Below are 10595 nucleotides of genomic sequence, written 5' to 3' on the forward strand. Positions count from 1 at the left end.
GCGAGGCCGGCGGCGCCGGCCCGGTCGACTGTACGAATGCGTATGGGAGCTGCACGCCGCAGTGCACCATACGGGAGCGAACTGTGATGCCTATCGCGGCGGACTTGGCCCGCCAAGCGCCTGAGCCGGCTTAATTGTTGCGCTGCACCCAGGCGCGGATATGCGCGGCGATCTCGGCCACGCCGTCGCTGAGCGCGGCCGGACCGGGCTGCAGGATCAGCGGCGATTTGATCTCGTGCAGCTCGCCGTCGCGCACCGCCGGGATCGCCTCCCAGCCCGGGCGCGCGGCCACCCGCTCGGGACGGAATTTCTTGCCGCACCAGGAACCGAACACGATGTCCGGCGCCAGCGGGATCACCTCGGCGGCGTCGGCCAGGATGCGGTGCTTGGCCAGCGACTGCGCCGCGTGCTGCGGGAACACGTCGTCGCCGCCGGCGATCCGCACCAACTCGGCGACCCAGCGGATGCCGGTGATCAGCGGCTCGTCCCACTCCTCGAAATAGACCTTGGGCCGGCGCGGATAGGCCCGCGCCTCGCGCTCGATCGCGTCCAGCCCGCGCCGCAGTTCGTCGGCGTAGGCCACGGCGCGGTCGGCCGCGCCGACCAGGGCGCCCAGGCGCGCGATGTAGTCGAGGATGCCCTCGACGCTGCGGTGGTTGCTGATCCAGACCTCGACGCCCTGCTTGATCAGCGCGGCGGCGATCTCGGACTGGATGTCGGAGAAGCCGATCACGAAGTCGGGCTCGAGCTTGAGGATCTCGTCGATCTTGGCGCTGGTGAAGGCGCTGACCTTGGGCTTTTCCTTGCGCGCGATCGGCGGGCGCACGGTGAAGCCGCTGATGCCGACGATGCGGTGTTGTTCACCGAGCGCGTACAGGGTCTCGGTGGGTTCTTCGGTGAGGCAGACGATGCGTTGGGGGCCCATGCCGCGATTGTCGCATTACCGGTGCGGCCGGCGGCGATTGCCAGGCGCGCCGGGCGATGCGATCTTCGCCGCATGGAATCCAGCATCGTCTACGCCCGCGAGGCGACCGTCGCCGTCGCCGACTTTCGCCAGGTCCTGGTCGACTCCGGCCTGGGCGCGATCCGCCCGGTCGACGACGCGCCGCGCCTGCGGCAGATGCTGGACGCGGCCGATCTGATCGTGAGCGCGCGACGGCCCGACGGCGAACTGGTCGGCATCGCGCGTTGCGTCACCGATTTCGCCTGGTGCTGCTATCTGTCGGAGCTGGCGGTGTCGAAAGCGGCGCAGGGCCTGGGCATCGGCCAGGGTTTGCTGGACGAGACGCGGCGCCAGCTCGGGCCGACGGTGAGTCTGATCCTGGCCTCGGTGCCGGACGCGGTCGGCTTCTACGAACGCGCGGGCATGGCGCCGATGCAGCACACGTTCTGGTACAAGCGCGAGTATTGAAGCGGCCGCGCGGCGATATCGGGGCCGGCGTCGTTGCCCGAGCGACGCGACGATGCGGTTCGCTGCGCTCACCGCATCCTACGCAAGGCTACGACGGCCGTAGGCTGCGGTGTTAACCGCACCATCGCGTTACCCAAGGCGCTTGCGGAAATACACCACGCGCTCGGTTTCCTCGAAACCGCAGGCCGCGTGCGCGTGGTGGGCGTCGTGGTTGTCCAGCAGGGAATCGGAAGCCAATTCCTCGCAACCGCGCTCCCGCGTCCAGTGTTCGACCGCAGCGATCAGGGCCCGGCCGATGCCGCGGCCGCGCTGTTCCGGCGCCACGTACCAGCCTTCGAGAAACCCGACCGGCGAGCTGTCGGTGCCGTTGACGTAGTCCGTGCGCAGGCTGGCTTCGGCGAAGCCGCAAGCCCGGCCCTGCGCGTCGAACGCCAGCACGCACAGATCGCGCTCCGGACGCGCCAGCGCCTCGCGCATCTCGCCTTCGTGATCGTTGGGTTCCTCGCCCTCCTCGTCCGGCCACAGCGCGCCGCGCAAGCGCGCCCAGTCGGCCAGATCGGCTTCGGTCGCCGGCCGCACCCGGCCCGCGGCGCTCACGGATACAGCATCCGCTTCGACCAGTCGCCGGCGCGGTCGCATTCGTACAGCCAGCGCTCGTGCAGGCGGAAGTCGGCGCCGTACCAGAACTCGATCTTCTCCGGCCGCACGCGTAGACCGGTCCAACGCGGCGGACGCGGCACCTCACGGCCGTCGAAGCGCTGCTCGACCTGGGCCAGGCGCTGTTCGAAGGTCTCGCGCGACGCCAGGGTCTCCGATTGCAGCGAGGCCCAGGCGCCGAGTTGGCTCACGCGCGGGCGCGAGGCGAAGTAGGCGTCGGCCTCGGCATCGGAGACGATCTCGACCGCGCCTTCCACCCGTACCTGCACGCCGTTGCGCACGCGCGGCCAATGGAACAGCAGCGCCGCGTGCGGATTGGCCTGCAGCTCGCGGCCCTTGCGCCCGTCCAGATGGGTGTAGAACACGAAACCGCGTGCGTCGTGCGCCTTCAACAGCACGGTGCGCGCCGACGGACGCGCGTCCAGACCGGCGGTGGCGATGGTCATCGCGGTGGGATCGGGCTCGCCGGCGACGCGCGCCTCGTCGAACAGACCGGAAAATCCAGCGATGGCTTCGGCTAACAAGGGATGTGGGTTCATTGGGTTATTGTCGCGCGATGCCGCCCGCTACGCATCCCTCCGCCGCCAGCGCCTACGCCGCGGATTTCGTCGAGCGCGTGCTGGCCGACGCCTTGAATCACGGCGCCCGCGTCTATGCGATCGCCGGCCTGCAGGGCAGCGGCAAGTCGACCCTGGCCGCGCAGGTCGCCGCGCGCGCCGGCGAACGCGGCCTGCGGGTGGCGGTGCTGTCGATCGACGATTGCTATCTGGGCCGGCGCGAACGCGCGCAGCTGGGCCGCCGGGTGCATCCGCTGCTGGCCACGCGCGGCCCGCCGGGCACCCACGAAGTGGCACTGGCCTGCGCCACCCTGGACGCTTTGCGCGCCGGCGGCGCCGCGCGCCTGCCGCGCTTCGACAAACTCGGCGACCGCCGCCTGCCGCCGTCGCGCTGGCCGCGCCTGCGCGCGGTCGACCTGACCCTGTTCGAGGGCTGGTTCCTCAAGACCCCGGCACAGACGGCGGCGGAGCTGATCGAGCCGATCAACGCCCTGGAGCGCGACGAGGACCGCGACGGCGTCTGGCGCGGCTACTGCAACCAGGCCTTGGCGCAGGACTACCCGGCGCTGTGGGCGCGCCTGGACCGGCTGCTGTTCCTGCAGCCGCCGGGTTTCGAACACGTACCGGAGTGGCGCTGGCAACAGGAGCGTGCGCTGCAGGCCGCCAGCCCCGGGCGCGCGGGCATGGACCGCGCCCAGATCGAACGCTTCGTGCGCCTGTTCGAACGGGTGAGCCGGCAGGCGCTGGCGCGGCTGCCGGAGATCGCCGACTGGACGGTGCCGGTGGACGCGCGCCGGCGCGTGCTCGCCTAGAGCCGCGCGCAGGCGCGCGACGGCGCCGTCACTCGACGATGAAGCTCACCCGCAGGTTGACCCGCCACTCGGTGACGGTGCCGTCGTCCTCGGTCACGACCTTGATCTCGTTGACCCACGCGCCCTTGATGTTCTTCACCGATTCGCCGCACTTCTTCAGTCCCGATTTGACCGCGTCCTCCATGCTGGTCTTGGAGGAGGCGTTGAGTTCGATGATCTTGGCGATCGCCATGGGCGTGCTCCGGTCTGGCCGGCGCGCGGGTTGCGGCCGGAATGGCGAGCCTAGGCCGGCCGGCGTTAAGGCCACGCAACAGCCGACGGGCGCCAGCGCGGGGCCGCGGCTGGCTACAATCGCGGCATGAATCCCGCGAGCAATCTGATCCTGGTGGGCCCGATGGGGGCCGGCAAGAGCTGCATCGGCCGCCGCCTGGCCGAGCGCTACGGCCTGCGCCTGGCCGACGCCGACCGCGAGATCGAACAGCGCACCGGCGCCACCGTCGCCACCATCTTCGAATGCGAGGGCGAAGCCGGCTTCCGCGCGCGCGAGCGCGCGACCCTGGCCGAGCTGCTGGCCGAGGACGGCCTGTTGCTGGCCACCGGCGGCGGCGCGGTGCTGGACCCGGACAACCGCGCCCTGCTGCGCGAGCGCGGCTATGTGGTGCACCTGCAGGTCAGCGTGGAGGCGCAGCTGGAGCGCCTCGCGCGCGACCGCACCCGCCCGCTGCTGGCGCGCGACGACCGCGAGGAGGTGCTGCGCACGCTGTCGGCGCAACGCGCGCCGCTGTACGCCGAAGTGGCCGACCTGCGCTTCGATACCGAACGCATGACCGCGGCCGACGCCGCGGCCAAGCTCGCCGACGAACTCGACCTTTGCTGGCGCCGTCCCGCGCACGCGCACGGAGCCTCCGCATGACCGCCACCGCCTCCCAGCCCCTGCACCGCGTGAAGGTGTCGGGCGACGCCGCCTACACGATCGACATCGGCCCCGGCCTGCTCGCCGACGCCGAGCACGTCGCCGTGCACCTGCGCGGCCGCCACGCCCTGATCGTCAGCGACGGCCACGTCGCGCCGCTGTACGCCGACGCGCTGGAACGCACGCTGCGCGCGGCCCGCCCCACCCTGTCACTGGCGCGCTATGTGCTGCCGCCGGGCGAACACGAGAAGACCCTGGCGCGCTTCGGCGAATGCCTGGACGCGCTGGCCCGCCTCGGCGCGACCCGCGACGCCACCGTGCTGGCCCTGGGCGGCGGCGTGGTCGGCGACCTCGCCGGTTTCGCCGCCGCCTGCTGGATGCGCGGCGTCGACGTGGTGCAACTGCCGACCACCCTGCTGGCGATGGTCGATTCCTCGGTAGGCGGCAAGACTGCGGTCGATCTGCCCAGCGGCAAGAACCTGGTCGGCGCCTTCCATCCGCCGCGCGCGGTGATCGCCGACACCGCCACCCTGCGCAGCCTGCCCGCGCGCGAACTGCGCGCCGGTCTGGCCGAAGTGGTGAAGTACGGCGCGATCTTCGACGAAAGCTTCCTGTCCTGGCTGGAGGCGCACGCCGCCGACCTGTTGGGCGGCGACGACGCGACCCTGGCGCAGGCGATCGCACGCAGCTGCGGCTACAAGGCCGACGTGGTCGCGCGCGATCCCTATGAGCGCGGCGACCGCGCCCTGCTCAACTTCGGCCACACCTTCGGCCACGCCATCGAAACCGAACAGGGCTATGCCGGCGCGACCGGCGACGGCCTCAACCACGGCGAAGCGGTCGCGGTGGGCATGGTGCTGGCGGCGCGGCTGTCGGCCGAGCTGGGCATGGCCGACGCCGCCGACACCCAACGCCTGCGCAGCCTGCTGGAACGCCTTGGTTTGCCGACCACGATCCCGGCCGGTCTGTCGCCCGACGCCCTGCTCGCGCGCATGCGCCTGGACAAGAAGGCCGACGCCAGCGGGCTGCGCTTCATTCTGTGGGATCGCGCCGGCCTGGCCCGGATCGTGTCGGGGGTGGCCGACGAAGCGGTGCTCAGCATGCTCGCCAGCGGCTAAGCGGTCGCGGTGACGGCCGGGCCTTGCCTCGCCGACGCCGGAGCCGCACAGTGCGCCACCGGCCCGCTGCCGCAACGAGCGGTTCCATCCGTTGCAGGCGCACAGGGGCACCGCATGAGTTCGCAGTTCGAGTTTCTCGACAAACACTACTGCGCGACCGATCAGAGCCAGGTCGCGGCGCAAGTCGTGTTCGAGCGCCACGGTCCGTTTCCGCGCGCGCGCACCGCGGTGGTGGTCTACGCCATCGACTGGAACGAGTGGACCGAAGCCATCGCCCAAGTCGTGCGCGCCTATTCGGATCGCAGCGCGGGATCGCGCGCGGGCACGGCCGTGCTGGACGTCAACGCCAAGCAATGGCGCATCGTGCTCACCGGCATGCGTTTCGTCAGCGCCGGCCGTTATTCGCAGGGCAGCGGCACGGCCTATCGGGTCAACGAATATCGCGACGGCACGATCCAGCTGAAGGCCAGCGCGGTCGGCCATCCGCCGCAGCTGGGCGAGATCGTGCACTTCGAGCACCTGTCCGGCACGCTGGTCGGGCCGGTGGAACTGCCGCAGGCCTAGTTTCCCGCGGCGGACGCAGCACGGTCGGGATTCGCGATCGCCGCGCCTGCCCTCATCCCGCTCACCACCGAGCCCGGCCGCGAAGCGACCGGGCTTTCGTTGCGGCGCACGCAAGGCCGGCAAGCGCCAGCGCGCCGGCTGCGCGCTTACGCCGCCGCCTTCACCCGCGCCAGCGCGCGCTGGTTCGACGCGTACGGATTGTCGAGATAAGGCAGCGCATCGGTCCGGACCGCCTCGATCCACTGGTCGGTGCTCAACACCGCGGCGAAGCGGCTCTGGAACACCACCGAGAACACCCGATGGATCTCCTCGGCGCTGGCCCGGCCGGCGCTGTTCTCGTACGACAGCGAACCGCTGGCGTCGTCGAGGAACTCGACGTTCAACTGCAGGTGCGCGGCCTCGAAGATGGTCGAGGCGTCGCAGTTGTGGGTCATGTAACCGACCACGCTGAGGGTGTCGACGCCGTTGGCCGCGATCCAGTCCTTGAGGTCGGTGCCGGTGAACACGCTGGGGAAGTTCTTTTCGATGTAATGGTCGCGCGGACGGCCGCCGACGACCTCGTTGAGCTGCCAGCCCGGCGTGCCTTTGACGAACACCGGCGCTTCCGGCGGCGCGGTGTTCTGCACCACCACCACCGGCACGCCGGCGGCGCGCGCGGCGTCCATGGCGCGGCCGATGTTGGGCAGGGTCTGGCTCACCGGCGGGTGCTCGATGAGCAGGCCGCCACTGAAGTACTCGTTCTGGACGTCGACGACGATCAGGGCGCGCTTGCGGGTCATGGCGGAACTCCAAAGTAGGAAAGGGATCGGACGCCGTACATGCTCCGCTCGCGGCGGAATCGCCGACAGTGGCCCGAATGCCAATATTCGATAGAATCGGGCCATGAACGCCGACACCATCGCCGTGGTCGCCTTCGACCGCATCAGCCCCTTCCATCTCTCGGTGCCCTGCATCGTGTTCGAGGACCGCGGCTTCGACGCGCAGGCGCGCTTCGCTCTGCGGGTGTGCGCGGCCGAACCCGGCCCGCTGCGCACCCAGGCCGGTTTCAGCATCGCGGTCGAGCACGGCCTGGAGGGTCTGGACGAGGCCGGCGTGGTGATCGTGCCGTCCTGGCGCGACGCCGACGAACGCCCGCCCGAGGCCCTGCTGCAGGCCCTGCGCCGCGCCCATGCGCGCGGCGCCCGGATCGTCGGGCTGTGCCTGGGCGCCTACGTGCTGGCCGAGGCCGGCCTGCTAGACGGCCGCCGCGCCACCACCCATTGGCATTGGAGCGAGCACTTCGCCCGCCGCTATCCGCAGGTGCGCCTGCAATGGGACGTGCTCTATGTCGACGACGACGAACTGACCACCTCGGCCGGCACCGCGGCCGCGCTGGACTGCTGCCTGCACCTGCTGCGCCGGCGCTGCGGCGCCGAGCTCGCCAGCCGGGTCGCGCGGCGGCTGGTGGTGGCCCCGCACCGCCAGGGCGGCCAGGCCCAGTACATCGAGCGGCCGGTGCCGGCCTCGCCCCAGGACGAGCGCTTGTCGGGGGTGCTGAGCTGGGCCCTGGCCCATCTGGAGCAGCCGCACAGCCTGGACGCGCTGGCCGAACGCGCGCTGATGAGCCGGCGCAGCTTCACCCGCCGCTTCCGCCAGAGCACCGGCACCACGGTCGCGCAATGGCTGACCAATCAGCGCCTGGCGCGCGCGCAGCGCCTGCTGGAGAGCACCGACCAGCCGATCGAGGCGATCGCCGCCGACACCGGCTTCGGCTCGGCGGTGTCGCTGCGCCAGCACTTCGCGGCCGCGCTCAAGACCTCGCCCTCGGCCTACCGGCGCGAGTTCCGCGGCGGCTGAGCCCGTTGCGGCGCCGCCTGCCGCTACAATCCAGGCGTGCGCCTACTCCTACAACAACGCCCCGACGGCCGCGAAGCCCCGCGCTTCGTGCAGCTGATGCTGCAGCCCGATCTGCTGGGCGGCTGGACCCTGGTGCGCGAAACCGGCCAGATCGGCGGCCGCAGCAGCGTGCGTCGCGAGCAGTTCATGGACCGCGACAGCGCCTTCGCCGCGCTGGAACACGCGCGCGACCAGCAGCTCAAGCGCGGTTTCCAGCTGATGTTCGCCCAGGGCGCGGAAGCGCCCAGCGAGTGAGCGCGCGTCGCCCGGGCGCCCACCGGCCCGGGCTTTGCGGCAGCCGCACGCGGGCTTGACCGCGGCGCGGCGGAACACAGCAACGCAGCCACGCACGCCTGCGCGGCTCGCTTCGGCCCCGCCGCACCGCGATAATGCGCGCCCAGCCGACGCCCCCGCGCACCAGGAATCCAGCATGTCCCTTACCGACGCCGCACCCGCCAACGACCGCTTCCTGCGCGCCCTGCGCCGCGAGCCGGTCGACCGCACGCCGGTGTGGCTGATGCGCCAGGCCGGCCGCTACCTGCCCGAGTACCGCGCCACCCGCGCCCAGGCCGGCAGCTTCCTCAACCTGGCCAAGAACCCCGAACTGGCCTGCGAGGTCACCCTGCAGCCGCTGCGCCGGTTCCCGCTGGACGCCGCGATCCTGTTCTCCGACATCCTCACCGTGCCCGACGCGATGGGCCTGGGCCTGTATTTCGCCGACGGCGAGGGCCCGAAGTTCGAACGCCCGATCCGCAGCGCCGCCGACATCGACCGCCTGGCGGTGCCGGACATGGAAGGCGAGCTGCGCTACGTGATGGACGCGGTGCGCACCATCCGCCGCGAGTTGAACGGCTCGGTGCCGCTGATCGGTTTCTCCGGCAGCCCCTGGACCATCGCCTGCTACATGGTCGAAGGCGGTGGCAGCGACAACTATTCCAAGGTCAAGGCGCTCGCGCTCAACGACCCGGCCGCGATGCACAAGCTGCTGGGCGTGGTCACCGACGCGGTGATCGCCTACCTGCAGGCCCAGCACGCCGCCGGCGCGCAGGCGCTGCAGGTGTTCGACACCTGGGGCGGCGTGCTGTCGCCGGCGATGTACCGCGAGTTTTCGCTGCGTTACCTGCAACGCATCGCGGCCGAGCTGCCGCGCGGCGCGGGCGCGCAGCGCGCGCCGCTGATCCTGTTCGGCAAGGGCAACGATCCCTACCTGGAAGCGCTGGCCGCCAGCGGCGCCGAGGCGGTGGGCGTGGACTGGACCATCGGCCTGGGCGACACCGCGCGCCGCATCGGCGGCCGCGTCGCGATCCAGGGCAATCTCGATCCGGTCACCCTGTACGCCACACCCGCGGCGATCCGCGACCAGGTCGGCCGCGCGCTGGACGACTACCGCGACGGCAACGGCGGTTCGCGCGAAGGCCACGTGTTCAACCTCGGCCACGGCCTGTCGCCGGACATGAGCCCGGATCACGTGGCGGCGATGGTGAGCGCGGTGCACGAACTCAGCGCGCGCTGAGCGCGCAGCCGCAGCCAATGAAAAAGCCGGCGCTCGCGCCGGCTTTTTCGTATCGATCGATGGCGTCGCGAACTCAGCCCACGTCGATCTTGTTGCTGCGCAGCAGCCGCGACGGATCCGCCGGCGCATCGCTGGGCGCGCCGTATTCGAGCCGGATCTCGCGCATGTCCTTGGGCACCACCTGCTCGATCTCCTCGGGCGGTTCGCAGCCCGCCTGCAGGCGCTTGCCCAGGCCCATGCCGATCATCATCAGCGCCTGCGCCTCGTCCGATTGCGGCTCGCGCGCCAGCACCCGGTCGCGCATCAGGTAGGCGCTGTCGACGCCGTTCTTGGACACCGTCGACACCGCGCCGCTGGGCGTGGGCGCGCCGGCCTCGAGCTTTTCGATCGGCAGCGGATCCCAGCAGCGGCCGGTGCTGGCCACGGTCAGGCGCCCGGACAGATCGGACACGAAATCCTCCAGCGCGGCGCGCGCCTGCGCGCGCGTGGCCGCCTTGGCCGGCACGCTGTAGCGGCCCTTGACCAGGTACATGCGATCCAACTGCAGGGTCATCGCCGAACTCTTGCGCTCGCCCTGGCTGGTGTAGGCCAGGTCCAGCGAGCGGCCGCTGACCGCGCCGTCCTTGCGGCGCGCGGAGGCGAAGCTGCGCAGTTCGCCCATGTCCATGTCCTCATAGCCGCCGGGCTGACGGCCGACCTCGGCCAGGGCCTCGCGTTCTTCGCCGGCGACGCGCTCGAACTCGTCCGGCGACAGCACCCCGGCCGGATAGAAGTACACGTCGATCCAGCGATCGCTGCGGGCGCTCAGCGCATAGCGCACCGATACGCCGAATTCCTGGCGGTCGTAGCGGTGTTCGTCCACCGCCTGCCACTTGCCCACGCGCAGCGGATAGACCACGCGGGTCTCGCGCAGATAGCCGCCCAACAGGGGCACGGTCCGGGCCTGCGCGGTATCGGCGCTGGCGACCGCATCGGCGGCGTCGGCGCCGAGCGCGACGGCCGGCGTCCACGCGATCGACCAGGCCAAGGCCCAAGCCATCGCCCCTGCGCAGCCAGCTGCGCGCACTGCTTTACCGATCATCGCCGCTCCCGACTGCGCCTGCTGCGGGGCGCGCTTGCGCGGCCCCGCTTCCGCCGGATCATGCGCCGCTTCGACGGCGCCTGCCAGCCGGTCC

14 protein-coding genes are annotated in these 10595 nt (G+C 71.4%); 8 read left to right on the top strand and 6 right to left on the bottom strand.

Going from position 1 to position 10595, the window contains the following annotated elements; genetic code table 11:
- Positions 1-130: 130 nt before the first annotated feature.
- Positions 131-925 carry a cobalamin-binding protein gene (locus tag BMZ45_RS02465; RefSeq protein ID WP_091632025.1) on the bottom strand — a complete coding sequence of 265 codons (795 nt, stop codon included), beginning with the start codon at positions 923-925 and terminating at the stop codon, positions 131-133.
- A gap of 72 nt (positions 926-997) precedes the next feature.
- On the opposite strand from BMZ45_RS02465, the gene BMZ45_RS02470 reads away from it, so the two are divergent.
- Positions 998-1411: a GNAT family N-acetyltransferase gene (locus BMZ45_RS02470; RefSeq protein WP_091632028.1), complete on the top strand. Its 414-nt coding sequence runs from the start codon at positions 998-1000 to the stop codon at positions 1409-1411.
- Positions 1412-1540: 129 nt separating this feature from the next.
- On the opposite strand, the gene aac(6') is transcribed toward BMZ45_RS02470, so the two are convergent.
- Positions 1541-2008 carry an aminoglycoside 6'-N-acetyltransferase gene (gene aac(6') / locus BMZ45_RS02475; protein ID WP_254776509.1) on the bottom strand — a complete coding sequence of 156 codons (468 nt, stop codon included), beginning with the start codon at positions 2006-2008 and terminating at the stop codon, positions 1541-1543.
- Entirely contained in the window at positions 2005-2607 is a 603-nt protein-coding gene (gene pdxH, locus BMZ45_RS02480) for a pyridoxamine 5'-phosphate oxidase (RefSeq protein WP_091632033.1), read from the bottom strand. Before pdxH ends, aac(6') begins: the two co-directional genes overlap by 4 nt.
- Before the next feature lie 17 nt (positions 2608-2624).
- Here pdxH and BMZ45_RS02485 point away from each other — a divergent pair, with 17 nt between their 5' ends.
- On the top strand, positions 2625-3437 hold the full coding sequence (locus BMZ45_RS02485) for a kinase (protein WP_091632036.1): 813 nt from the start codon (positions 2625-2627) through the stop codon (positions 3435-3437).
- Positions 3438-3465: 28 nt separating this feature from the next.
- On the opposite strand, the gene BMZ45_RS02490 is transcribed toward BMZ45_RS02485, so the two are convergent.
- Positions 3466-3669 carry a dodecin family protein gene (locus tag BMZ45_RS02490; RefSeq protein WP_056182730.1) on the bottom strand — a complete coding sequence of 68 codons (204 nt, stop codon included), beginning with the start codon at positions 3667-3669 and terminating at the stop codon, positions 3466-3468.
- A 126-nt stretch (positions 3670-3795) separates the two neighbouring features.
- Here BMZ45_RS02490 and BMZ45_RS02495 point away from each other — a divergent pair, with 126 nt between their 5' ends.
- The 3 genes from BMZ45_RS02495 (at position 3796) to BMZ45_RS02505 (ending at position 6032) form a co-directional block, all read left to right on the top strand.
- Positions 3796-4350, top strand: coding sequence for a shikimate kinase (locus tag BMZ45_RS02495; RefSeq protein ID WP_091632038.1), 555 nt, complete (start codon positions 3796-3798; stop codon positions 4348-4350).
- Positions 4347-5468, top strand: coding sequence for a 3-dehydroquinate synthase (gene aroB, locus BMZ45_RS02500; RefSeq protein ID WP_091632040.1), 1122 nt, complete (start codon positions 4347-4349; stop codon positions 5466-5468). Before BMZ45_RS02495 ends, aroB begins: the two co-directional genes overlap by 4 nt.
- A gap of 114 nt (positions 5469-5582) precedes the next feature.
- Complete coding sequence (locus BMZ45_RS02505) at positions 5583-6032, top strand: hypothetical protein (RefSeq protein ID WP_091632043.1); 450 nt, start codon at positions 5583-5585, stop codon at positions 6030-6032.
- A 146-nt stretch (positions 6033-6178) separates the two neighbouring features.
- Here the strand turns inward: BMZ45_RS02505 and BMZ45_RS02510 are convergent, their stop codons facing one another.
- The gene (locus tag BMZ45_RS02510; protein ID WP_091632045.1) at positions 6179-6811 is read right to left on the bottom strand and encodes a cysteine hydrolase family protein; all 633 of its coding nucleotides are present in this window, start codon (positions 6809-6811) and stop codon (positions 6179-6181) included.
- Positions 6812-6914: 103 nt separating this feature from the next.
- Here BMZ45_RS02510 and BMZ45_RS02515 point away from each other — a divergent pair, with 103 nt between their 5' ends.
- The 3 genes from BMZ45_RS02515 to hemE all read left to right on the top strand — a co-directional run bounded on the left by BMZ45_RS02515 (position 6915) and on the right by hemE (position 9420).
- A complete protein-coding gene (locus BMZ45_RS02515; RefSeq protein ID WP_091632048.1) occupies positions 6915-7868 on the top strand; it encodes a GlxA family transcriptional regulator in 954 nt (317 codons plus the stop codon).
- Between the two features lie 36 nt (positions 7869-7904).
- Positions 7905-8162, top strand: coding sequence for a WGR domain-containing protein (locus BMZ45_RS02520; protein WP_091632051.1), 258 nt, complete (start codon positions 7905-7907; stop codon positions 8160-8162).
- A 175-nt stretch (positions 8163-8337) separates the two neighbouring features.
- Positions 8338-9420: a uroporphyrinogen decarboxylase gene (gene hemE / locus BMZ45_RS02525; RefSeq protein ID WP_091632053.1), complete on the top strand. Its 1083-nt coding sequence runs from the start codon at positions 8338-8340 to the stop codon at positions 9418-9420.
- Between the two features lie 73 nt (positions 9421-9493).
- Here the strand turns inward: hemE and BMZ45_RS02530 are convergent, their stop codons facing one another.
- Positions 9494-10459, bottom strand: coding sequence for a hypothetical protein (locus BMZ45_RS02530; RefSeq protein WP_139215365.1), 966 nt, complete (start codon positions 10457-10459; stop codon positions 9494-9496).
- Positions 10460-10595: the final 136 nt, after the last annotated feature.

The organism is Lysobacter sp. cf310, assembly GCF_900114355.1.
Taxonomy (GTDB): domain Bacteria; phylum Pseudomonadota; class Gammaproteobacteria; order Xanthomonadales; family Xanthomonadaceae; genus Lysobacter.

Excerpts from the sequence above, each read along its gene's own strand:
- BMZ45_RS02465 (WP_091632025.1), bottom strand. The coding sequence starts at position 925 with ATGGGCCCCCAACGCATCGTCTGCCTCACCGAAGAACCCACCGAGACC.
- BMZ45_RS02470 (WP_091632028.1), top strand. The coding sequence starts at position 998 with ATGGAATCCAGCATCGTCTACGCCCGCGAGGCGACCGTCGCCGTCGCC.
- pdxH (WP_091632033.1), bottom strand. The coding sequence starts at position 2,607 with ATGAACCCACATCCCTTGTTAGCCGAAGCCATCGCTGGATTTTCCGGT.
- BMZ45_RS02485 (WP_091632036.1), top strand. The coding sequence starts at position 2,625 with ATGCCGCCCGCTACGCATCCCTCCGCCGCCAGCGCCTACGCCGCGGAT.
- BMZ45_RS02490 (WP_056182730.1), bottom strand. The coding sequence starts at position 3,669 with ATGGCGATCGCCAAGATCATCGAACTCAACGCCTCCTCCAAGACCAGC.
- BMZ45_RS02495 (WP_091632038.1), top strand. The coding sequence starts at position 3,796 with ATGAATCCCGCGAGCAATCTGATCCTGGTGGGCCCGATGGGGGCCGGC.
- aroB (WP_091632040.1), top strand. The coding sequence starts at position 4,347 with ATGACCGCCACCGCCTCCCAGCCCCTGCACCGCGTGAAGGTGTCGGGC.
- BMZ45_RS02505 (WP_091632043.1), top strand. The coding sequence starts at position 5,583 with ATGAGTTCGCAGTTCGAGTTTCTCGACAAACACTACTGCGCGACCGAT.
- BMZ45_RS02510 (WP_091632045.1), bottom strand. The coding sequence starts at position 6,811 with ATGACCCGCAAGCGCGCCCTGATCGTCGTCGACGTCCAGAACGAGTAC.
- BMZ45_RS02515 (WP_091632048.1), top strand. The coding sequence starts at position 6,915 with ATGAACGCCGACACCATCGCCGTGGTCGCCTTCGACCGCATCAGCCCC.
- hemE (WP_091632053.1), top strand. The coding sequence starts at position 8,338 with ATGTCCCTTACCGACGCCGCACCCGCCAACGACCGCTTCCTGCGCGCC.
- BMZ45_RS02530 (WP_139215365.1), bottom strand. The coding sequence starts at position 10,459 with ATGGCTTGGGCCTTGGCCTGGTCGATCGCGTGGACGCCGGCCGTCGCG.